The 23,875-nt window shown below is 34.4% G+C and carries 21 protein-coding genes and 1 pseudogene; 17 read left to right on the forward strand and 5 right to left on the reverse strand.

Annotation, left to right across the window (positions count from 1 at the left end; translation table 11 throughout):
* Nucleotide 1: 1 nt before the first annotated feature.
* The 13 genes and pseudogenes from GIY83_RS04910 to GIY83_RS04965 all read left to right on the forward strand — a co-directional run bounded on the left by GIY83_RS04910 (nucleotide 2) and on the right by GIY83_RS04965 (nucleotide 11,148).
* Nucleotides 2–775, forward strand: a complete 774-nt coding sequence (locus GIY83_RS04910) for a hypothetical protein (protein ID WP_208685244.1) — start codon at nucleotides 2–4, stop codon at nucleotides 773–775.
* 46 nt (nucleotides 776–821) lie between these two features.
* Entirely contained in the window at nucleotides 822–2,177 is a 1,356-nt protein-coding gene (locus GIY83_RS04915) for a S41 family peptidase (RefSeq protein ID WP_208685246.1), read from the forward strand.
* 97 nt (nucleotides 2,178–2,274) lie between these two features.
* Nucleotides 2,275–2,490: a hypothetical protein gene (locus GIY83_RS04920; RefSeq protein WP_229029213.1), complete on the forward strand. Its 216-nt coding sequence runs from the start codon at nucleotides 2,275–2,277 to the stop codon at nucleotides 2,488–2,490.
* A 368-nt stretch (nucleotides 2,491–2,858) separates the two neighbouring features.
* Nucleotides 2,859–2,990: a hypothetical protein gene (locus GIY83_RS25080; RefSeq protein WP_255474393.1), complete on the forward strand. Its 132-nt coding sequence runs from the start codon at nucleotides 2,859–2,861 to the stop codon at nucleotides 2,988–2,990.
* A 49-nt stretch (nucleotides 2,991–3,039) separates the two neighbouring features.
* On the forward strand, nucleotides 3,040–3,285 hold the full coding sequence (locus GIY83_RS04925) for a CopG family transcriptional regulator (protein ID WP_208685250.1): 246 nt from the start codon (nucleotides 3,040–3,042) through the stop codon (nucleotides 3,283–3,285).
* The gene (locus tag GIY83_RS04930; protein WP_208685252.1) at nucleotides 3,278–3,574 is read left to right on the forward strand and encodes a type II toxin-antitoxin system RelE/ParE family toxin; all 297 of its coding nucleotides are present in this window, start codon (nucleotides 3,278–3,280) and stop codon (nucleotides 3,572–3,574) included. Before GIY83_RS04925 ends, GIY83_RS04930 begins: the two co-directional genes overlap by 8 nt.
* A gap of 158 nt (nucleotides 3,575–3,732) precedes the next feature.
* Nucleotides 3,733–4,398, forward strand: a complete 666-nt coding sequence (locus GIY83_RS04935) for an IS6 family transposase (RefSeq protein WP_208685254.1) — start codon at nucleotides 3,733–3,735, stop codon at nucleotides 4,396–4,398.
* Between the two features lie 166 nt (nucleotides 4,399–4,564).
* Nucleotides 4,565–5,018 (forward strand): annotated as a pseudogene (locus tag GIY83_RS25155) (chromate transporter).
* A 282-nt stretch (nucleotides 5,019–5,300) separates the two neighbouring features.
* Nucleotides 5,301–5,810 carry a response regulator gene (locus GIY83_RS04945; RefSeq protein WP_208685256.1) on the forward strand — a complete coding sequence of 170 codons (510 nt, stop codon included), beginning with the start codon at nucleotides 5,301–5,303 and terminating at the stop codon, nucleotides 5,808–5,810.
* A gap of 447 nt (nucleotides 5,811–6,257) precedes the next feature.
* Nucleotides 6,258–7,283, forward strand: coding sequence for an AraC family transcriptional regulator (locus tag GIY83_RS04950; RefSeq protein ID WP_208685258.1), 1,026 nt, complete (start codon nucleotides 6,258–6,260; stop codon nucleotides 7,281–7,283).
* A 101-nt stretch (nucleotides 7,284–7,384) separates the two neighbouring features.
* Nucleotides 7,385–9,784 carry a serine hydrolase gene (locus GIY83_RS04955; protein WP_208685260.1) on the forward strand — a complete coding sequence of 800 codons (2,400 nt, stop codon included), beginning with the start codon at nucleotides 7,385–7,387 and terminating at the stop codon, nucleotides 9,782–9,784.
* Nucleotides 9,785–9,808: 24 nt separating this feature from the next.
* Entirely contained in the window at nucleotides 9,809–10,261 is a 453-nt protein-coding gene (locus tag GIY83_RS04960) for a nuclear transport factor 2 family protein (protein WP_229029215.1), read from the forward strand.
* Between the two features lie 17 nt (nucleotides 10,262–10,278).
* Nucleotides 10,279–11,148 (forward strand): DoxX family protein, encoded by an 870-nt coding sequence (locus GIY83_RS04965; protein WP_208685262.1) that lies wholly within the window; start codon nucleotides 10,279–10,281, stop codon nucleotides 11,146–11,148.
* Nucleotides 11,149–12,296: 1,148 nt separating this feature from the next.
* On the opposite strand, the gene GIY83_RS04970 is transcribed toward GIY83_RS04965, so the two are convergent.
* Complete coding sequence (locus tag GIY83_RS04970; RefSeq protein ID WP_229029216.1) at nucleotides 12,297–13,133, reverse strand: winged helix-turn-helix domain-containing protein; 837 nt, start codon at nucleotides 13,131–13,133, stop codon at nucleotides 12,297–12,299.
* A gap of 187 nt (nucleotides 13,134–13,320) precedes the next feature.
* Here GIY83_RS04970 and GIY83_RS04975 point away from each other — a divergent pair, with 187 nt between their 5' ends.
* From GIY83_RS04975 to GIY83_RS04985, 3 genes are all read left to right on the forward strand, one after another.
* Nucleotides 13,321–13,869, forward strand: a complete 549-nt coding sequence (locus GIY83_RS04975) for a hypothetical protein (RefSeq protein WP_208685266.1) — start codon at nucleotides 13,321–13,323, stop codon at nucleotides 13,867–13,869.
* Between the two features lie 75 nt (nucleotides 13,870–13,944).
* Entirely contained in the window at nucleotides 13,945–14,757 is an 813-nt protein-coding gene (locus GIY83_RS04980) for an SUMF1/EgtB/PvdO family nonheme iron enzyme (RefSeq protein WP_208685275.1), read from the forward strand.
* 575 nt (nucleotides 14,758–15,332) lie between these two features.
* A complete protein-coding gene (locus tag GIY83_RS04985) occupies nucleotides 15,333–16,136 on the forward strand; it encodes an AraC family transcriptional regulator (RefSeq protein ID WP_208685277.1) in 804 nt (267 codons plus the stop codon).
* Nucleotides 16,137–16,178: 42 nt separating this feature from the next.
* Here the strand turns inward: GIY83_RS04985 and GIY83_RS04990 are convergent, their stop codons facing one another.
* On the reverse strand, nucleotides 16,179–16,550 hold the full coding sequence (locus tag GIY83_RS04990) for a hypothetical protein (RefSeq protein WP_208685279.1): 372 nt from the start codon (nucleotides 16,548–16,550) through the stop codon (nucleotides 16,179–16,181).
* A gap of 218 nt (nucleotides 16,551–16,768) precedes the next feature.
* Here GIY83_RS04990 and GIY83_RS04995 point away from each other — a divergent pair, with 218 nt between their 5' ends.
* Nucleotides 16,769–17,761: an NADP-dependent oxidoreductase gene (locus GIY83_RS04995; RefSeq protein ID WP_208685281.1), complete on the forward strand. Its 993-nt coding sequence runs from the start codon at nucleotides 16,769–16,771 to the stop codon at nucleotides 17,759–17,761.
* Between the two features lie 1,009 nt (nucleotides 17,762–18,770).
* Here the strand turns inward: GIY83_RS04995 and GIY83_RS05000 are convergent.
* The 3 genes from GIY83_RS05000 to GIY83_RS05010 are packed head-to-tail and all read right to left on the reverse strand — an operon-like array spanning nucleotide 18,771 to nucleotide 23,870.
* On the reverse strand, nucleotides 18,771–19,436 hold the full coding sequence (locus GIY83_RS05000) for an outer membrane beta-barrel protein (protein WP_208685283.1): 666 nt from the start codon (nucleotides 19,434–19,436) through the stop codon (nucleotides 18,771–18,773).
* A gap of 16 nt (nucleotides 19,437–19,452) precedes the next feature.
* Nucleotides 19,453–20,745 (reverse strand): TolC family protein, encoded by a 1,293-nt coding sequence (locus tag GIY83_RS05005; RefSeq protein ID WP_208685285.1) that lies wholly within the window; start codon nucleotides 20,743–20,745, stop codon nucleotides 19,453–19,455.
* 11 nt (nucleotides 20,746–20,756) lie between these two features.
* Nucleotides 20,757–23,870, reverse strand: coding sequence for an efflux RND transporter permease subunit (locus GIY83_RS05010; protein ID WP_208685287.1), 3,114 nt, complete (start codon nucleotides 23,868–23,870; stop codon nucleotides 20,757–20,759).
* Between the last annotated feature and the right edge of the window lie 5 nt (nucleotides 23,871–23,875).

Below are 23,875 nucleotides of genomic sequence, written 5' to 3' on the forward strand. Positions count from 1 at the left end.
AATGAAAAATAAGATTGTAAAAGCACTTTTTTCTTTAATGGCAATTCTCTTTTTAGGGTCTTGCGCAAATGATGAATTGGTTCCTTATTACCAAGAGCAAAAACCCGGTAAGTTGGTTATTAGAGGTTATAATGCACGGGCGGATTCTATTCAGATTGCTGTTAATGGCAAAGTAATAAAAATTGGAAATAAGAATGCATTTGTTAAAAATATAGTCAAAGATTATGATTTTGTGATCTATGAAAACCAGCCCAAAAATGTTGTGATTACAAATAAAAGAAGCAAAGAAATTTTGCATTCCTACCACATAACAGGAGGTAAAAGCATTGATACAATTTCGTTTTATCACAAAAAAGATTTATGGGTTGACAACGTCTTATCGACAAAACCCGGAGTATTAACAAAGGGTGGAAATACCGGATTCAAATTTATTTTTCCAACATTAAATAAGTACTCCAACTCTGGATATAAAGGAAATTTGGACGGAATTATACGAAAATTAGACGGCCAGATAGTAGGTATAGCAAAAAACATAGGAAAAGAGCAATACAGCAGTTTTGTTGAATTTCCTGCTTCTTTGCCTCCCATTATTAAAATGGAATTGGTAAAACAGGGTACAACAGAATCTTACATAGCAGGAAAGCAAGTTTTTGTAACTATGTTAATGACCCAAGACAAATCAAGATTGATTGTACTGGATGAAAAAAAGGCGGATAATGGTCAATTTTCAAGCATTGATGCAACCTTGAATTTGGTGGACTTTTTTGATTTCTAATCGAATTGTTTTAAGAGTTTTTGCGCGTTAATTTTAAAGATTTAAAATGAAATATTCTTCTCTTATCAGAATCTTTTTTTTTCTTTTTTACAGCCTTTTAATAACTTCCTGTGAAGGGGATAATAAACCTGAAGTTTATGAAGAAGGTTCCAATAAATACACAAACGATTGGATCTACAAGCAAATGAAAAAATATTATAAATGGAATGAGACACTGCCTGATAAGGGAGATTTATCTTTAAACTCAAAAGAATATTTTAGCAGGTTATTACAAAAAGATGATATTTATTCCTACGCCATTCATCCTGAATTACCCCAAACAGCACCGCAGAGCATCAGAACAAAATACGGATTTGATCTGTCTTTTATTGAATTTCAGGGCAAGTTTTATGGCGTTATTCTATATGTGTTATATGATTCTCCAGCCAAAAATAATGGCTTATCAAGAGGACAATTAATCACAAAAATTAATGGTTCTGAATTGAATGTTGTTAATTATAATAATCTCTATAAGAGTATAATAGCATCATCTAATTTAGATTTAGAAATTATTTCTTATTCAGCTCAATCAGGTTTTTCCGATTCAAAAGAAATTTCCTTATTGCAGGGATATACTTTTGGACAACCCATAAATTACAAAGTAATCGAGGAAAAAAGCACTAAAATAGGATATATCGAAATTCCGCATTTTGATGTGGGTCAGGCCCAATTGTTTTTACAAATATTACAGGAATTAAAAAGTAAATCGATAAGAGAACTTGTTTTGGATTTAAGATATAACGGAGGGGGAGATATCTCATCTGCAACAGCATTAAGTATTATTGTGGCGCCAAATATTCAGTCCAATAATTTGTTTATAAAATTTGAAGGAAATGCCAACGGAGGCAATGTGGATCAGTCTTTTTTACAAGCCTTACAAAGCAATGAGTCTAAAGTAAGTTTTGAGGCATTGCGCAATGCACATCCCTTTATTAACAGAATATATGTACTTTGTGGAAACCGAACAGCATCAGCATCTGAGCTTATTATCAACAACTTAAAGCCTTATATGGATGTAATTACAATAGGCGAGAAAACCTTTGGTAAAGACGTTGCGGGTTTTCCTATAGAAGATGATCGAATTTCGGGAAAAAGAGGTTGGGTATTGTATCTGTCAATCTATAAATTGTTTAATGCCAGACATGAAGGTAATTACTCCAAAGGAATAAATCCGGTAATGGCCGCAAATGAATTGCAAGAGCCAGAAGTTTTTCCCTTAGGGAGTACTTCAGAAGTTTTGTTAAAACAGGCATTAAATGCCATATCCGGAAATACAAGTAAAATGAAGACGGCCACATTGCGCTCATTGCCTCTTTCTACAATTTATACAGATGTAGATCCTTTATTACCCTTTACTCCTTAATGCTGATTTTTATAAAATATTTGAGAAACTTATTATGCAGGGAATTGATAAGAGAGAACATTTAAATTTGTTAGATATTTTTCAGAAATACGAAAATATGTCACTAATTACTGTTAAAACAGAATGTGAAGAAGATGCCAAAATACGAACTGATATGGCAGAACTTACCGTATTGTATAACAATTTTAAGTTACTACTTGCTGAACTGCAAAGATGTACCAGAGATTATGAAAGTAAAAAAAGAGCAACTCGCAGTATTCTGCATAAAAATATCAGAAAGTTAAATATAGAAAATAAAAAAATTCCCACTTAGGGCGTTACTTGCTCTTTTTAAAATTACTTATAAACGTTAGTTCGTTTTGGTTTTACTTTTTTGATGGGTGTAGTGAATCTTTTATTTCAAGATACGAACCATTTTATAATTCATTGATATTTTCCTTTAGACTTTCAATATAGGTTTTAGTTGTAAGTAGATCATTTTTAAGGTTTTAAATAAACTATTTTCTTCAATGCTGTCTTTTTGTAATAATAAATAGCGTTATGAAGATCTTCTATTTGTCCGCGAATATCAAAAATGGCTTTTTTAGAAACGGCCCTGCTATAATAGTGACATAGGTATAAATGATTGACTTCTAAAGTTTTATCTTAATCGTCTATAGCTTTGGAGTGATAATCCAATTTTTGAAAACATTTGCCCCTTATTTGCCATTTTACAGAAGAATCACAGGTTATGGAGAAGGAATAGGAGGTTGGTTAACTCACAATCCAATAAAAGTAAAAATTTCAGTTTCAGGAAAAATTTCAAAAATATAATTTTACTTTAAAAATTTGGTGTAAATTTACACCAATTAAAATTATTGTTATGACACGACAAAGTATATCCTTAACTGCACCGAATGAAGAGTGGTTGAAAAATCAGGTTAGCACAGAAGAATTCAGTAGTAAAAGTGAAGCTATTAACTATTTGATTAAGCAGGCACGTTCGCAAGAGCAATATTATGAATTTGTGAGGACTAAAATAGATAAGGGAGAAAAAAGCGGCTTTGTGAAAAAACAAACTAAAGAGGAAATGTTAGCAGAATTCAAGAAAGATCTGCATAATGTATAGCTATTATTTAAGTAGCGAAGCCAAAGAAGATTTAAGAAGAATTTATTATTATGGGGTTGGTAAGTTTGGCGTTAATCAAGCGGACAACTATTTTAATATGTTTTATGATTGTTTTGATAGAATACAGGCAAATCCTTTTTTATTTCCATCAGCGGATCACATAAAGAAAGGATATCGGTTTTGTGTATGTGGTGTTGATACTATTTACTATCAAATCAATGGGCATAAAAGGATAGATATTATTACCATTATTGGAAGACAAGATTTTGATAATAGTTCTTTGACATAATTCAAATCTTAAACATCCAAAACCTATGTTTCTATGTGTTAAATTATTTTTTTTGAATTACTCCCAACGCCCAACAGGTTGATAGCTTATTTAACCTTAATAGGGGTTCTGTCGCATCTATTACTAAGTTATCTTTGGTTTTTCAAAACTAATAAAAAATGAATACTAAAGGTCATTCTTATCCAAAATATGTAATCCTTCAGGCAGTGTATTTTAAATTAAGATTTACCCTTAGCTATCGAGATGTTGAGGAAATAATGAAAATTAGAGGAGTGCTTGTGGATCATGCCACGATCCAACGGTGGGTTTATAAATTTACGCCTTTCATTGAAGCAGAGATGAAGAACAGAAAAGGTAGAGTGGGGGCAAGCTGGAGATTGGATGAAACTTATATAAAAGTAAAAGGTATTTGGTGTTATTTGTACAGGGCAGTGGATAAATTAGGTAATACGGTTGACTTTCTTTTGACCAGAAAAAGACAGAGAATGAGTGCTAAGTCATTTCTAATTAAAGCAATTGGTAATAATTGCCGGCCAAGTGTAATAAACATTGATAAAAGTGGTTCTAGTATTGCCGCTATCAAGGTCTATAACAAGCGTTCGTTCTCAAAGATTAAAATCCGGCAGTGTAAATATCTCAACAATATTGTAGAACAAGATCATCGTTTTATCAAGTGGCGCATACAAAACGGATTAGGTTTTAAAAGTTTTGAATCGGCCAGACGAACATTGAGCGGAATTGAAGTTGTGCATATGCTAAGAAAGAATCAGATGGTTAGACCAGGGATAACTATGTTTAAATCATTCTGTAAATTGGCTGGCTAACTTTTAATCACCTAAATTCTTATATTTGATTTTGATAGATGAGACAGAACCGTTTATTCCGCTTACACTTTCTCAAGTTTCAAATAGTAATTTCACTTCAGAGGCAAACTTAAATTTATTCTTGATTTTCTTGAAAATTGGAGCCATTTTATATGGAAGCGGCTATGTGCTTTTCGCTTTTCTTGATGCAGAATTAGTTGCAGCAGGATTTTTGTCAAGGACACAGTTAATTGATGCAATCGCAGTGGGACAATTTACACCAGGTCCTGTTTTTTCATCGGTAACTTTTATTGGTTATCAGATCAATGGATTTTCAGGAGCAATCATTTCAACAATTGCTGTTTTTTTACCATCATTTATTTTGTTGCAGTATTAAATCCACTGGTAAAAAAATGCGGAATTCTAAATTGTTTTCTACATTTTTAGACGCTGTAAATGTTTCCTCAATAGCAATTATAATTTGTATTTGCTTAGAAATGGGAAAGGAGACTATTACAGATTGGCGAACTATTTTAATTGCTCTATTGAGTATTGTCATACTATTTAATTACAAGAAAATTAATAGTGCTTTTATCGTTTTTGGAGGTTCATTAGTCGGATATATTTTGACTTTAATTTAGATTAAAGAGCCCGAAGTGGTTTCAATTGCCAATTGTGCCCGCTCTAAAGGAAAAATTTGGAAATTTTCCAATAAAGGTTCGAATTCTGCACTGCCAGGGTCTTAAAAAAGCAAAAGCTTGAGAATCTATCTTCGCAGGCTTTTTATGGTTCGAAAATCCTTTCTAAGTTATAACGGGGGGGGGTAACTGCTGAATTTGGTACTAATTGTAAGATTATTGATTTGTAGCAAATTTTATTACGTTTTTATATAGTACTTTTGACAATTCTAAACCCCCTTCAAGATGATAAGTTCTGAAAATCCAGCCCTAACCACTAATGAATCAGAAGAAAAGGAGCCGGTAAAGATTATATTGGCCGAAGATGATAAAGACGACCAGGAATTATTCATCGATGCCCTGGATGCGGCTGATCTTCCCTCTGAGGTAACTACCGTTGAGAACGGGCAGCAGCTCTTGGATACCTTAAAAGATAAGTCCCAGCCCGATCCGGATATTATTTTTATCGATATCAATATGCCCGTTAAAGGAGGCAGACAGGCGCTCGCTGAAATAAAGGGCGATAAAGAGCTTAGGGACATTCCCACCGTTATGCTCTCCACCTGGGACCATCCTTCGGATATTGAAGATACCTTTGATAAGGGGGCGGACCTCTATGTCCAGAAGCCAAATTCTTTTGCCGGCTTTGTGCTGGTACTAAAGAAAGTCTTTCTTCTGCACTGGGCCAAAGCTTTATTGAGACCAGTTATAAGTTTATTTTTTGTTTCGGAAAAGAATATATCTCACAAGGATTAAATAATCCGCTTTTCTCTCTGCATATTTTAATTGGACAAACTTTATCCTTGCAGCAGGTATAATTGATGGGTAGTTTGAGTGGGTATCTAATGCTATAGATCCGCGATGGAGTAATTGTAAAGAAGTATTTACAGAATTCAATACCGCTGTTTCATTTTCCAGTGTCATCCGTTTATTTTTTCCTTATGATACTGCTTTAGCCATTTTTCCATTTTCTGCAGTAATTTAATTTCATTCAGGTCCCCTGTTGGATTGGTAAGTCCTGTAATGGTCCTTTCATAGTTGAATTTTCTATCTTCAAAGCAGCAGGTGAATTTTGGGATTTTTTGTATTTGGGAGATTTGGCAAATCCAAATAATGCGCTTAATTTAGTCCCATGATCGCCAAGCCGTAAACCTTTAACGGATATTTTTAAGACACAAATCATAATATTGACACATAAACAATATGTCCAACCAATTTATATTTTTTTTTAGCGCTTTAGGAGCTTTTAATGGTTTACTACTTTCAGGTTATTTTGCCTACAATGCTAAAAAGAAAAAATTTTCAAATTATTTCTTATCATTTCTGTTTTTGGTATTAAGTATTCGGGTTATAAAATCTGTATTTTTCTATTTTAATGCTCATCTGTCAAATATTTTTATTCAGATTGGACTTTCAGCCTGCATAGTTATTGGTCCATTTCTTTATTTATTTCTAAAATCAAATTTAGATAATAAAAAATCAAATTGGCTTATTCATATTTTACCTTACATAACAATTATTAGTATAGGAGGTATTTTGTATCCTTATGTTGATCATCGTGCTGCTTGGAGTAAATGGATTGTAAAAGCTATTTATTGGCAATGGTTCATTTATATTGTTTTATCTTTTAAATATATCCTACCAATACTAAAAAAAATAAAAACTAAAGAAAGTCTAAAAAAAATAGATCTTTGGCATCTTAGTATTTATTTAGGAACATTTCTTATTTGGTTGGCATACAATATAGCAGCATATACCTCTTATATTGTTGGGGCTTTATCATTCACATTTATTTTGTACTTAATAGCTTTGCTTTTGATTTTTAGAAGCAGCAAAGAATCTACTTTTTTTCAGGAAAAAGAGAAATACAAAAACAAAGAAATTGACATGGATACATTGAATCTGATTGGTCATAATCTTTCTATTATTGTCAATAAAGAGTTATACTTAAAACCTAATTTCACTCTTGACCAAGCGGCAAAAGAACTCAATGTAACAAAACATCTATTATCTCAATATCTCAATGTGATACTTGGCAAATCCTTCACCAATCTCATAAATGAGTATAGGATTGAAAAAGCAAAAAAGTTATTGGAAACTGAAAACAACCTTACTGTGGAAGGTATTGGATATGAAAGTGGTTTTAATTCAAAATCAACTTTTTTTACCACATTTAAAAAAATCACAGGAAAAACCCCAACCGAATACCAAAAAATGCCTGTAAAATGAGTTCGTTTTTATAACATCGAACTCCTATATTACAAACCAAAACCTCTAAGCTATTTCTTCGTCACATATTTGCATGTATTTAAAAATTAAAAAACGCAAATATGTACAAAGTAATATCAAAGTTCAGGTTACCGCTTTTAATAAGCACTTGTTTATGCTTATTCTCTACTATTGTTTTTTCGCAAAACAAAATCCTATTTGTAGTTTCAAATCAGGACTACTATGGAACTTCACAGATTAGAACTGCTAATCACTTTGGGGAGATTGTTGTGCCCTACGACGTATTTTCAAAATCGGGATTTACTGTAGATTTTGTAAGTCCAAAAGGCGGAGCTGTTCCAATTGGCTATATTAATGCTTCGGATAGTATTCATAAAAAATTCCTATACAATAATTTTTTTATGAATAAACTCAAAACTACCATGAAGCCTACCGAAGTTGTTGCTGAAAATTATAGTGCGATTTTTTATGGCGGCGGGGGAGCAGCTATGTATGGCGTAGCAGAAAACGTTGTTATTCAAAACCTTGCAAGACAGATTTTTGTAAATAACGGGGTGGTTTCGGCTATTTGCCACGGTACGGCAGGCTTAGCGTATTTGAAAGACGATGCAGGTAAATCACTCTACAAAGACAAAAAAATAACCGGTTTTGCAGATAAATTTGAAGACAAACAAGAGGAATATTACAAAACATTTCCTTTTTCCATTAACGAGGCTATTAAAAAGAATGAAGGCAACTTTGTGCATTCTGATAAATTAGGAGAAGGTTTTTATGTGGTAGATGGCCGGTTTGTAACAGGGCAAGACCCTAGTGCTGCCTCAAAGATGGCTTTCGAAATAATCACTCTTATAGAAAAAAACAACCCCGTTGTAAAACAACAATCCATTAGAGATTTGGATAAAGTATTCTCTGAGTGGGATAATGCTAAAACTAAACCGGGCGTAGCGGCAGGTCTTCTAAAAGACGGTCAAATTGTCTATGTAAAAGGTTTTGGTAGTGCAAATATTACCAACGAAATTCCCATCAATGCAGATACCAAATTTCAAATAGGGGCTATGGCTAAGCAATTTACGGCCTTTTCTATTTTATTGCTAGAAGAACAAGGGAAACTGTCTTTGTCTGATGATGTGCGCAAATATATTCCACAACTTCCTGATTTTGGTTCTAAAATTACCATAAAACATTTACTAAGTCAATCCAGTGGTTTGCACGACTTTTTGGCTCTAAAAGAAATTGCAGGTTGGCAAGAAAAAGATGTTTTTACACAAAAAGACGCTTTGGATTTAATTTTTCGACAAAAAGAATTGGATTATGAGCCAGGAACAAAATTTTCGCAGACTTCATCAGGGCTTATTTTATTAGCTGAAGTAGTCAAACAAGTTACAGGTCAGACACTTGCTGAATTTTCCAAGGAATTTATTTTTCAACCTTTGGGCATGACCAATACCTTGTTTTGCGATGATAATGAAATGATAATACCTAATGTCGCTATTTCGTATCAAGTATCTAAGAACGGATTCAAGAACAATCTGATCAATTATTCTATTTTCGGGACTACTAATCTTTATACTTCGGCGGCAGATTTGAGCCGTTGGTATCTCAATTTTGAGAAACCCAAAGTAGGCAGTAAAAAATTGATAGAAAAACTGGGTTCTGCGGTTACTTTAAATGATGGTAAAACTACTTTTAATCCAACCTCAGGAAGACTTTTGTATGGGCAACAGTACGTACATGCAAAACGTGGCGTTCCAAAAATCTGGACGTATGGTTTAGAAGGCGGTTATGCAAGCAATATTTTCATATTCCCCAATCAAAATGTTACTTCGTTTGTGCTTGGAAATAACAACAGATATAACGGTAGTCTTGCTATGGACATGGCTATTGAAGTACTTGGAAATGTTTTTCCAAAACCAGCAAGTATTGACTATAGTAAGCTTAAAAGTATAAAAATGACACCCCAACAATTAGGAGCGTACAATGGCTTTTATTGGGATAATGAAAGAATGTCAGTGCGTAGGGTTTTTGTAAAAAATGACACTTTACGCTATCAGGTGTTGGGCAGTACGACTGAAAGTTTATTAATACCTATTACAGAGAAAAAATTTCAAATGGTGGTTGATGGAGACACTGTCATTATGGTAGAATTTCGTAAGGAAGGTGACCATTTTAAAATGATTTATACTTCTGGTGAAAGCGACGAGTATGCCTATGAATACTACACCCCAAAAGCCTATTCTACAACAGATTTAAATGAGTTTTCAGGTACCTATTATTGCAAAGCCTTAGGAGCAAGCTATACATTGGCTCAAAGCGAAAAAGGTTTAATGACAAGTAATAAGAGTCAACCCATCATCAATTTTACTCCCATTGAGTCAGATTTGTTTCTGAGTAGCGCCAGAAATTTGGGTAGCATTCGGTTTGTTCGCGATAAGCAACAAAAAATCACAGGATTTTATATAAACTCTGATAGGATTAAGAATTTACTTTTCGAAAAAATCTAAAAATAATTGTAACAATTTAAAGCTATGAAATTCTCTAAAATTGTATTGATACTATTAACGATGATTTTCCAAAGTACTGGCTTTGCACAATCAGCAAATAATAAATCTGAAAAACGACAGATTGAAGAAATTTTGATGCACTACATTGAAGGGACTGCAAATGCAGAACCTGAAAGGCTGCAAAAAGCTTTTCATCCCGATTTCAACCTTTATTCTGTTGCAAAAGATAGTCTGAGAATTTGGAAAGGGCAGGAGTATATCGGAAACTTCAAAGATGGCAAAAAATCAAACCGTATTGGACGTATCCTCTTTATTGATATTGAAAATGACGCGGCTATTGCAAAAGTAGAGATTCTCCTGCCAGAAAAACAGCGTAATTATACCGACTATTTTTTATTATTAAAATATGAAGACCAATGGAAAATTATTCACAAAAGTTTCTCTTGGAAAGTTTTAAATCCAACAGACAAAAAGTAAAAACAAAATAGACAAAAATGAATAGACATATTATAAGTTTGACATTACGATTGGTATTAGGATTGAATTTTTTATTTGCTTCTCTTGTACACCTGAATTTGTGGGAATTTTATGTAGAAGAATCATCAAAAATAACCTCATGGATTACAAATAATTTCGTTTTAGGAAATTGTATTGCTCTTGGACTTTTGGTATCCTCTTTTTTCCTGTTGTTAGGTTACAAAACAATTTGGGCAACAATTGCTTCAATTGCATTTTTATTAATAAATCATATTGCTTTATTATTTGCTAAACCTGCAAACCAAGCATTCAGCGGGCCATTTTATAATTCATTTCATCATTCTGTTCCATTTATTGGTTTTGCGATTGTCCTTTTATATGCTTTATCGACAAAAAAAGACTTTTCGATAGACAAATTCTTAAAAAATAAGAATGAATTGAGTTCGAAGACAAAAGATGAAATAGTATTTTTCATTGCACGAATTTTCATTGGAGTACTATTTTTTGCACAAGGATTGGAATTACTGACAGGAAAAGCAACTTTAATGAGCTTTGCTGAAAATGTATATGTAAAATCGTATGATACAACATTTATACCAACGTCTTTATTGTGGTTTATGGGACTTTCTAATCCGTGGATTTTGTGCATCTGTGGGGCTTTGCTAACACTTGGCCTAAAAACAAAGTGGACTGCCTATTTGTTGTCGTTTTTTATGGTAAGTATTGTATTTGGACATTTATTGGACGATCCTTTTGAAACTTCGGGTTCCATTAGTATGTACGGATTTAATAATTTAGCCTTTGTTCTACTAGTAATGTGGTTAGAAAACGGACAGAACAAATATAGTATTGACCAATTTTTACATAAAAAATCACCAACAACCTAAGGCACTTTTACAAGACTATGAATTGGCATGGCTTGTGTTTTGTAAATCCTCTTGCTTTTTTGTGCTATATTTTTTATAAAAAAAAGTGGATTATAAAAAGTAATTGGCCGATTCAATAGAGTGTAAGGCTTTTATTATTTTAGGGGAAATATATAGATGTAGAAATATCTGCGTAAGTAGTAAAGAAGAATTTAGCAGACTATTATAGTTTTAATTCTATCTACTTATTCAAGTTAATTTATAACCTCTAAAATCAAGTGATTTTAGAGGTTTTTTTATTTCGTTTGTTTTCTGTCACAAAGTAAACGAGGTTATCTGTTTTTTTATCTATACACAAATAACAAAACATTTTTTATTGTAGCAGAAGCAAGGCATTCCCCGCTTCTGCGTTTCAGTAATGTTCATATCTTGGTTAAGAATAATATTTCGCATAGCAAGCAGGCAAATCTTATTTGGCTCTTCTTTTTTTATAATAGTTATGAAGTTGGGTTCTGTCGCATCTGGGAATAACTTTATCTTTATAATTTTAAACCCATCTAAAAATGAATACCAAAGATCATTGTTGTTCAAAGTCTGTTATTCTGCAGGCAGTATATTTTAAGCTTAGACTTACTTTAAGTTATCGGGATGTTGGATAAATAATGAAGATAAGGGCTGCGATTGTGATCATTCCATTATCCAACGCTGGGTTTAAAAGTTAAATCTTTCCTTGAAGCTATTTTTAGCAGCTCTTCACGCTATTCGTTCCAATCTTTTGTGTCGAACCCCGGCACAAAAGGATTTCACTGCACACGAGCGGAGCGAACTGGCGAAGCAATCGGGGCTAGGGCTACTTAGGAGCCCGGCTCTTTAGACTAATAAAAAATAAGCAAGGTTATAAAAAAATAGCGCCAATTATCTTCAATTGGCGCCATTTGGCTTGTTTGTGACCTCGACAGGACAAATTTCTATAAAATTTATGGAAGATTTGAAGAAATTGGCTTACTACTGGTAGTGTCTTGCTTTCACTGGCGTAAAGAATTTGGTTTGGATGTCCTGTTGAGGGTTGATGGAAAATGCAATAAAAAAAAATTAACCTATTTATTCTATAGATGTAATCTTCAAAAATAAAAGTATTGAAAGATCTTTTGTGGGTAAAATATTACCTACTAGTTAATTTCAAGTTTATAGCCTTTGCTGCGTACAACAACAATGTTGATATTTGGATCAGATTCAAGTTTTTTCCTAAGCTTAGATATAAACATATCTAAACTACGCCCTACAATTACACCATCATCTTCCCATATCTCTTTTTGTAATCGGTTTCTTTCTACTGTTTTGTTTGGAGAGGAAGCGAAAACAAGCAATACTCGTGTTTCTGTTGCGGTCAGGTCTATTGTATTTCCATTTATAATGAGCTTTCGACTATTTGCATCGAAGAGCACTGATCCTAAAGAATAAGTACCAGTGTTTTGATTATCAGGTATTTCTTTTCGTGACTTAAAAGATTTTATAAAAATTAAACCGACGAATGCTAAAATTGACAGACTTCCCAGAAGATATTTGCTGTCTGCTGTAATTATTTCTGTTGGTTTGAATTTAATGTTAATCATGTAGCAGGCTTTAGGCTGTCTTCTTCCTATGCAGGCTACAATATCATCTTTTTCATTTTTGGATATAACATATCCATAAGCAACACTGGAGTTACTACAATTCAGAACCTTAACGATAAAATAACTTGCCAACGGGTCTTTGACTAATAAAGCACTTGTAATATTTACCAATGAATCGGGTTGAAAGCTAAAATCATTCTCAAACCTAATTTGATATTCATTTTCTGAAATTTTTTTCACAGGCAATACTCTTGATGTACTGTCGCCTGATTGTAAAAGCAATTCATGTCCGATTTTTCGAAGTAAAATTTCTCTTCTAGCAAAGTCAAAGCCGTCACTATCTTGCGCAGGAAAGGCTGCGTAGATTATAGCAGAAAACAAGATAAATGTCAATAGAAATAGATATTTACTTTTTCCGGAGATCAGATTTCGACTAAGAAGCATATTGTCAATAATTTATTTACAAAGTTTACATTTTTATTTACAATTTTTATCTCTCAAGCCGAAATATATCAAAGTAATTTTGTTACAAACTCTAAAAAGAAGGTAAACTATGTTATTAATTAAAGCTGTAAAAAGTATGAAAAAAATCATTTATGTGCTAGTCTTATTCTTGGTTGTAGTAAGTGGGTTGGTATTTGCTAATCATGAAATTAAAAATGAAATTTCTAAAAAGTCAGTAGTCAAAAAACTTTCTAATACTGAAAAGAAAGATGTACTGAAGAAATGGGAGGCTACCCCTGATGGCATAATTTTTAAAAAATGGGAAGCATCTCCCGCAGGTAAAAAAGTGTATGCTAGTGAAGCTAAAATAAGAAAACCTATTAAAGATTATGTCAATATGAAGGGAGTTGTAACCTCTCTTTCTCTTGCGTCAGGGTCAAGATTAGGTTTTGGAATTATGGTAAAGATTAATAGTGATGATTATATACTTAGTTTTGGATTGGAAAAGTCTGGTAGCAATGAATTTCAGAAGTTAAAAAGCTTGAAAGTTAACGACACAATAATTATAAAAAGCCATAGTGTATCCCACGCGCCCAAGTATTTATATCCAATTATATCTGGCGACTATGTAGAACGTGATAGTAAGATAATTTATAAACGTGCACCTCGCAAAGGGGGTTGCTGAGTAAATAATTGCAAACCTTTGTTAGGTTATATACATGAGCTGGCAGTAATTTTATAAACATTAACTAATATTTAAATGACTTTACGAACATTTATATTCTTAATTGGATTTTTATTTCTCAATTCTTGCAAGAAAAGTGATGAGAAAATTGAATGGATTTTTGTGGAAGGCGGAACTTTTGAACAAGGCAAAAACCAGATTGTTGTAAGTCCGAAGGGTGACTCTATAAAAGGATTTACTAGTCCGCATAGAGTAGTTGAACTTAATGATTTTTACATTGGTAAATATGAAGTAACGGTTAAACAATTTAAAGAATTTTGTGAAGAAACAGGCAGAAAAATGCCTGATCCACCTATTGAAAATGCACATGGTATTAAAGTTTATTACAAGTGGATAGACCAAAACCCGATGCTTGCAACTTGGGACGAAGCAAATGAATTTGCAAAATGGGCAGGAGCAAGACTTCCAACAGAAGCAGAATGGGAATACGCGGCTAAAGGTGGAATGAAAACAAAAAAATATAATTATAGCGGCAGTAATAATGCAATTGAAGTTGGCTGGGTTAAAGAAAACTCAAACAGCACATTTCATAAAGTAGGACTTCTTAAACCGAATGAGCTTGGTATATATGATATGACTGGGAATGTTGGCGAATGGGTTTTTGATTGGTATAACCCCGAAAAGGATAGCTTGGTTAATAAAAGAAACCCTCAAGGACCTATAGAAGGACAGTATAAAATTTCAAAAGGAGTCAGTTGGTTTTACGAAACACAAGACGAGAGAGGAAGACCACTAGAACATGGAATTCATATGCCAGAAGTAAGATATCAATCACCAAAAGGGACACGAAATGATGGGTTCGGATTTAGAATTGCCAAAAATAAATAGAAATCTGTTCATTATAGGGGGACTAACCAATGTTTAGACTCGCCTGAATAGCAATTAATAATTGCAGATATGAGCAGAAGATTTTAATTAATGAAATTATAAACTATTTTCCTGATGAGATCAGATTTATAAATAAAAAAAAGCGCCAATTATCTTCAATTGGCGCCTTTTGGCAGTGTGGCGAGCTCGACTGGACAAATTTCAACATATTTTATGGATGATTTAAGGAAATTGGTTTATTACTGGTAAAGGCTGTCTTTAATTGGCTTTAGGAATTTGGTTTGGATGTCCTGTTGGGGATTTAGTGAAAATGTAGCGTAAAAAACAAATCGTTAACCTCTTTTTATTAAAACTGCCTTAGCTTTTTGGGGCAAAATTGGAGGCACTCCATTCTTACATTTGATTTTGACACATGCGACAGAACCAATTTTGCGATTTAAATAATTAAGGAAATTTAGATTTGACATTTTAAACAAACTAAATATGACAATATGAACAAACTAATTTTATCTTAATATTTGTATTTTTGATATTTCGATCCAGCTGTTATAAAAGCTAAAAATAAATCAAGATCAATGGCAAAACAAAATTTTAACCAGTTTACAGACCTTGTATGGAATGTTACAGAAGAAGGAATTTACAAAGACGACCTTAGTCTTGATTTTCACTCTTTTGTACTGATCATTTCGGGAGAAATGAAAATTATTCAGGCAAACAGATCATATGTATTTGGTGCAGGCAGTATGCTGCTTTTCCCCAGAAATCAAATCTCCGCAGTAATAAAGCAGCCCAAAGACGAGAGACCTTATAAAGCTGTAGTATTCGGGTTGACGGTAGAAAGACTGAAGGAATTTTATGCAAAAGAAAAACCAATATTGAGCGTGTCACCAGAGTTGTCAGTTCAGATTTTAAGTGAACAGCCACTATTGAAAAGTTTTTTTTCCTCCATCATTCCTTATTTTGAACTGGAGCAGAAACTTCCTGAGAATATTGCAAAACTTAAATTTGAAGAGGCAATTTCCATACTTCGGTACATTGACCCACATATAGATGGCATTTTGGCGGATTTCTCAGAACCGGGGAAAATAAACCTCGTTGATTTTATGGAGCAGCATTACAAATTCAATATGCCTCTCGAAAAATTTGCCTACCTCACAGGGCGCAGTCTTTCAACATTTATAAGAGATTTTAAGAAAGCGTTTAAAATCACACCACAACGCTGGCTTACAAGAAAACGCCTAGAGCTGGCGCATTTTCAACTTTCCAAAAAAGACAAAAAAGCGGGAGACATTTATCTGGAAATCGGTTTTGAAAATCTCTCCCATTTTTCATTTGCCTTTAAAAAACAGTTTGGCTATTCGCCCTCTGATCTACAATAGATTTAGGGTAATTCTAAACAAATAATAATCCATTACGGATTATTATTTGTTCTTAAAAACTTTCTTGTAAAGGTTTACCTGGGCGCCATCTGATAGTCCCTTCATCATTGCAAAAAGCTCTTCCGAATAGTTACCCAGCAGGTCTATCCTGTTTATTATCCACTCCACTTTGTGCTCATTCATTACAGTAGCAAATGACTGTGCATGTTTCATTAATTCATTTTGGTCAGCATAAGATTCCAGGAAAATAATTTCAAGGGTCTGCGGATTGTAATGGCATTCGTGTATTAAAACACCATCTCCTTCTTTTTGCACTGCTATTCTTGCTGCTGCCATAAATTCTTCTAATTTCTCCCACTCATTGGAACTTACTGTTGCAGACATCATAAGTCGCAAAATTGATTGTTCTGACATTTTAAATGTTTTTAATTAATAATTTATGTACAAATTTAGCATAGAAACACTATAGATGTTTTTGTTTAAAATGTCAAAAAAACATTGTTTAAAATGCCATTGCAATAAATTTTCTTGGCAGTTTTGACAATTTCAGCAAAGCAAATTTGACAATTTGAACAAAACGATAAATTAGAACCTAATCTACCTTTGACAAATCATTCTAAATAAAGAAAATAATGAAAGCAATAGTTTTAAAAGAAGTAGGTGAAGCTCAAAACCTTATTTTAACTGAAGTTCCTGTTCCAAAAATCAAAGACAACGAAGTATTGGTTCGAGTTAAAGCAGTAGCAATTAATCCCGTAGATGCATTTGTGAGAAGAAACCAACCAGCTTTGGAGATGATATATGCAATGAAAGGCGATGAAGAAAATATCATTCTTGGCTGGGATGTAGCAGGTATTGTAATTGAGACAGGCAGCGCCGTGAGAAGATTCACAGCTGGCGATGAAGTCTTCGGGAATTTCAACTTCATCGGTCAGGCCAATGCTTATGCTGAATTTGTAGCTGCTCCACAGAACGAGTTGACCATAAAACCGGCCAATGTAAGTTTTGAACAAGCGGCAGGCGCAACAATGGCCGCCTTGACAGCCTGGGCATCTTTGGTGAAATTTGCCAAATTAAAAAAAGGCGACAAGATCATTATTTACGGTGCCTCAGGCGGTGTGGGTCATTATGCTGTGCAGATTGCCAAGCATTTCGGAGCGTATGTGATTGGTGTAGCTTCGGGTGAGAATAAAGATTTTGTTTTGGGTCTTGGCGCTGACGAATTCTTTGATTATAAAATACAGGCGGTAGAAGATTTTATCAATGATGCCGATATCGTTCACGATGCTGTCTGGGTAGAAGCAGAGGTGAACAGCACAGAAGATACGCATTTGCAGCGTTCACTCAAAACACTAAAAGAAGGGGGGATTCTGTCAAGTATTGTCGTTTATCCTGACCAGGCATTTATAGATAAGGCAAAAGCAGATAAGAACGTAACAGTTCAGCGGGTAAATGTAACACCTAATGATAGTTATCTCAAAGACATGGAAGCTATTGCTCAGCTTTTATCTGATGGTAAAATCAAGACTCACATTTCACATTTGTTTCCTTTGACGGATATGGCCAAAGCGCACGAGATTATTCAGACCAAAAATGCAGTGGGAAAAATAATTCTTGTCCCATAGTTAAAACCTTATAGATTAGCCAATATATACTAAGGGGGACTTCTATGCGCAGAAGACCCCTTTATTGTTTTAATACTATTATTATATTTGATTTTCTTAACTTTATAAAATGAAAGAAAAGCTGACAAGAGTACATATAGGATTATGGTGTCAAGTTTTGAATTCATTTTATTTATTGAATTGTTGTTGTATTACATTGGGCTGGTTCAAAAATTGTTCTCCTGTTTTTTTAATTTCAAACTTCTTCATTTCTCATCGTCTCTTCTTCAGTTTCAGGCCGCTTAGAGGCTAGTGTTGTTTTAGGCTGTTTTTACTTCTGAATTGCAAAAGGTAAAATTAGGGGATTACTGCGTTATTTGGTTATATAATTTACTGATCAGCAGTATTTTTGTTTTAGGAGCTTTTTGCCACTATACGTTCCACCCGAGCCTCAGCGAACTGGCGAAGCAATCTTTTTTGCCCAGCCCTGGCACAAAAGGATTTCACTGCACACGAGCGGAGCGAACTGGCGAAGCAATCGGGGCTAGGGCTGCTGAGGAGCCCGGCTCTTTAGACTAATAAAAAATAAGCAAGGTTATAAAAAAATAGCGTCAATTGTCTTCAATTGGCGCCATTTGACTTGTTTGTGACTTCGAAGGGACAAATTTCTATAAATTTTATGGAAGATTTGAAGAGATTGGCTTACTACTGGTAGAGCATGTCTTTGATTGGCTTGAGCAATTTGGTTTGGATGTCCTGTTGGGGATTGATGCAAAAATGTAATTAGTTTTGTATATGATTTTGCAATTCTAAAAAGAGACAGCCTTAACTTTTTGTGGTAAAAAAGATATCCCTTCCCAACTCTACAGTACTATTTAATTACAGTTTTATTCAAAGCTTACGTGAATAGTTCGCAAGGACAGCTACAAAGAGCAAGCTTCTAAAATTGTTGACTTTAGAAGCTTTATATGAAGAACTTACTATATCTATTTAGCTTCAGTTTCTTTTTTTTATGGTTAATTCTTGAAGATTAAGGATGTTTAAAAGTATACCCCACGGTAACAAAAAGACTTTCATTATAAATTTTCCATTGCTGTTTGGTATTTGCATTTTCTAATAATGGTACAAAACCACGGATAAATCTTGTACCAAAACTAAGACCGTTTGGTAATTCATAATTTAAACCTGCAACAAAACCTGCATCCATTTTTTGACTATAATTACTAGTGGCTTCACCGGTTCCATAAATTGATTTATCAGTATATGTATTTCCGTTGGCATCTTTATGTTGTACAGAAGCATTTAATAGCATACCCAGATAAGGTCCTGCATAAACCTGAACCCCTTTGTAATAAAAACTGGGACTGGCAGGAAATATATCAATATACTGACGTGTAAATTTGCTTGTAAATTCTGTATTTATTCCATCATCGATTTTGATTGACATAAATCGTTGGCTGTAAAACAATTCGTGTTTTAAGCCAAAGGATTTAGATGTTTTATTGTCGAGGGTAATTCCAATTGTTTGTCCTATAGAACTTTTTTGATACCCATCGTTAGATAAATTATTGATATTTTTGCCCGTTAATAATGTCCAGTTTATACCACTGCTTACTCCAAAAGTAAGCCCTTGCTGTTGCGCGCTGATTTTTAATATAAAAAAGAGGGTCAAGCAAGTTGTATAGATGTTTTTCATAGTTTTTTAGATTATTTTAAAAGTTAATATCCCATATGCCAGCTGTCTTTTCTAGTTCAACCAGAGCTGCGGAATAATTGTACAGGGTTTCATAATAATTAAGTTGAGTTTCATTATAGGTTCGTTGTGCATTTAATACCTCCAGTAAATTGGTTTCTCCACGTTTGTAACTATATACTTTCCCATCGAGTAATCGTTGTGCATCTGCTAGTAAATCAGTCTTAAACTGGCGAACCTGTTTTTGTGTAGTGAGATAGTTAAGCCATGCTTTTCTTACTTCTACCTGGATTTGTAATTCTGTTTGTTTGTATAGAACATCAGCTTGCTGCACACTATATTCAGCAGCTTTTAACTCTCCTCTATAGCGATTTGAAAATTTTAGCGGAATACTAATACCCATCGAGACCGTATTTGAAGATGGAGTAGGAGCAACAATATTGGTTACTACAGAGGCGCTTTCTACTCCCATATTTAACCCTAAATCTAAAACTCTATTTGCTTTAGCTAATTTTAAAACATCTTGTAATACATTTTTATTTTGTAGTGCAGCTAATAAATCAGCCCGATTATTTTGGGCAGAAACGATAAGCTCGTTTAAATCAAATACGCGATCAAACTTTTTTAAATCACCAATAGGTAAATATAAAGTATCAGCTTTTTGATTTCCTGTCATAGTACCCAGTTCTAATAAGGCAGTTTTCCAGTCGGCTTCACTTTGGTAAACGTTATTAAGCATAGCGTTAGCTTCGAGTTTACTTTGACGAGCGTCGATTTCGGCAATACTGCCCAGTTTAAAACGAATACTATCTGCTATAGCTATATTCTTAAGAATAGTGTAGGAGGTTAATTGTACCTTGAAAATTTCCTTTTGCTTTAGACTGGTTAGATAATTTAAAGTTGCATCAGCACGCAGGTTCCGAAAATAATCTTCAAGTAAAGCTTTGATTAGTTCATTATTTCTTTTTGCTACATTTATTCTGGCTTTTCGTTTTCCGCCAAGTTCCAATGTCCAGCTTAATTCAGTCGAAAAACCATATCCCATCTGCATTCTTCGTTGACCATTATCGCTGGCTCCAATTGCTATTTCTGGATCCGGGAATACTTTTGAAGCTTCAATGTTAGCTTCAGCTATATTGACATTGAATTTTTCGGCTGCAAATCCTAGATTATTTTTGTTTACTAATGATAAGAAATCGGGGTAATTCATTTTTACTCGTGTAAATGTGGTATCAATCTGAGCATTTGCTACTGTTGAAATATTCAGCAGTAGCAAAAGTGTCACCCATTTATATTTTATATTTTTAATCATAATGCATGATTTTATTGATTGTCGATTTTATGTTGAATTGCTTCGTTTTTATTACCAAATTTTTTCTCGATAAGATAGTAAAGAGATGGTAACACAAAAAGTGTCAGGATTGTAGAGAACATCAGTCCGTAAACAATTACAGTTGCCAGAGGTCTTTGTACATCGCTGCCTATACCTGTTGCCAGTGAAGCAGGTAATAATCCTAATACGGCAACAGTTGCAGTCATTAATACTGGTCGGAAGCGTTGTTTAGCACCATTTGTTACAGCATCAATCAAATTCATTCCGTTTTCTTGAAGCTGATTAATGTGTGAAATCATAATAACTCCGTTTTGTATCGCAACGCCAAACAAGGCGATAAAACCAACTGCCGAAGAGACATTGAGTGTCATGCCCCGTATATTAAGCGCCAACATTCCTCCAAATAATGCCAGCGGAACTATACTCATTAATAATCCTGCCTGACGAAATTTCCCAAATGCACCATATAATAACACAAACATCAGCGCCAGAGCAAGAGGAACTATTATGGACAAGTGGCTATAGGCGCGCTCTTGATTTTCAAATTGCCCTCCCCATTTTATTTTAAATTGTTCATGATCATATTTTACTTTTTCTTCAATTTTGGATTGTGCTTCACTCAGGAACGAACTCAAATCAGTGTCTCTTAAATTTAACCGAACAGTAAGATGGCGCTTGTTCATTTCTCTGGCAATTGTGCTTTCTCCGGTATTGAGTTTGATATCGCATACTTGTGATAATGGTATTTTTATTCCTTCGGAATTGGTTAGCATTAGGTTTCCTATTTTTTCAGCATTATCACGGCTTTCTTCGTTGTAGCGAGTTGTAATATCATAAACTTTATTGCCTACAAAAATTTGAGAAACGGCTTTTCCTCCCATAGCAACTTCGATTAATTCCGATACATCATCGACATTCAATCCGTATTGAGCAATTTTCTGGCGATCGGCAATAACCTGTATTTGTGGTAAAGGAGGTTCCTGATCAATGGCTAAGTCTACAGCCCCTTTTACATTTTTAAGCGTTTTAATAATATCTTCGGCAATTCGACGGGTTTCCTTATAATCTTCACCATAAACTTTTACAACCAATTCGCTGTGCGCTCCAGAGATTTTATCCATTACACCATCGATCATGGGTTGCGAAAAACCAACATTATATCCGGGCATAGTTGCATATTCGGCAGCAAGTTCTTTGATTAAATCTGCTTTGGTTTTGCCCGATTTCCACTCGCTATATGGTTTTAAACCAATACTACACTCGTAATGAGAAGGCGTCCAGGCATCTGTTCCATCATCATTACGCCCTGCCTGTACCATCATATAAGTTACTTCATCATGTTTTAAAGTTCGATGACGTAGCGTATCACTCATTTCTTTTGATTTCTCTAAAGTAATACCTGGCGGTAATGAAACCTGCAGCCAAATTGAGCCTTCATCGAGAGGTGGTAAAAAATCTTTTCCTACCAATATAGTAAGCGCAAATGCAAGGACTAATACTGCAATTAAAGGTGCAAACACTTTTTTTGGTGCCTGCATTATTTTTTGAATGCGATTATGATAAGAGCTCGTGAGTTTGTCCAGCCATTTATTGTGATACATTTTTTGTGGCTTGCGATAGATAAAATAAGCCAATCCGGGGATAAGCAGTAAAGCAACTAATAATGCCCCAAAAAGTGCATATCCTACAGTAAATGCCATCGGGGTGAATAGTTTTTTCTCTACACGTTCAAAGGCAAATAAGGGCAGGTAAGCCGTTATAATTATCAGAGTAGAAAAAAAGATAGGACGAGCAACACTTTTTACTTGCTCTGCAATGCTTTTTTCAGTGAGTTCTACGCATTCATTATCTTCTCGTTTTTTCAGGATAGTTTCCATCATTACAATTGCGCCATCTACAATAATTCCAAAATCAATTGCCCCAAGCGAAAGCAAATTGGCAGGAATATTAGTGAGTTTCATTAAGATAAAAGCGATTAAAAGCGAAATAGGAATTGTAATTGCCACTAGTAAAGCGCCTCTCCAGCTGCCCAGAAAAACAATTAATACAATAATTACCAATGCCATTCCTTCGAGTAAGGTGTGAGAAACAGTAGAAAGTGTTGTCTCTACCAAACTGGTTCTGTCTAAAAAAGCATGGATCTGAACTCCCTCGGGAAGATAATTTTTATTTAAATCGGCAACAGCTTCGTTTACACCTTTTAAAACGACTGATGGGTTTTGGTTTTTTAGCAAAAGCACGATCCCTTCGATATTATCCGAATAGTCGACACCACGTTTGTCTGTATATCCCAATGCGCCTTTTCGCTCCAGATTTCCGTATTTTAGTTTACCAATATCATTTAGATAAATAGGAATACCGTTTACTGATTTCACTACAATATGCCCCATATCTTCCAGATTTTTCACTAAACCTATTCCGCGTACAACATACGACTGATCCCCACGATTGATGACACTTCCCCCTACATTAGCATTGTTTTTTCCGATAGTTTCGGTTATTCCGCTTAGTGATAAACCATATTGTTCTATTTTACGCGGGTCAAGCTCAACTTGATACTGCGTTGTGATTCCGCCAAAATTGGTCACATCAGCAACGCCTGAAACCTGCTTGATTCGGGGAATAATTGTGTATTGCTGTAATTGGCTTAATTCTCGTAAGTCATGGCTTTTGCTTTCAATGATGTAGCGATATATTTCGCCGGTAGGAGAGGTAAGCGGGTCTAAACCCGGGGTTGCTCCATATGGTAATTCCACATCATTTAAACGTTCCTGAATTCTTGTTCTGCCAAAGTAATCTTCAATGCCATCATCAAAAACAATGGTTACCATAGATAATCCAAAGGTGCTTTTGCTTCGCATCACATGCATGCCCGGTAAACCATTTATGGCACGTTCTATGGGGATGGTGATTTGTTGTTCTATCTCTTCGGCTGCAAGTCCGGGAACCTGTGTTACAACTTGAGAAGTTACATCGCCAATATCAGGGTAAGCCTCTACCGAGAGTTGTGTCCAGGAATAATAGCCAAATAAGGAAAGGAGTAAAAATAAAGCCAGAATAAGCCAGCGCTTTACTATTGTTGTTTCAAATATATTTTGTTTCATATCTC

Origin of the sequence: Flavobacterium sp. SLB02, assembly GCF_009664855.1 — a bacterium.
Lineage (GTDB): Bacteria > Bacteroidota > Bacteroidia > Flavobacteriales > Flavobacteriaceae > Flavobacterium.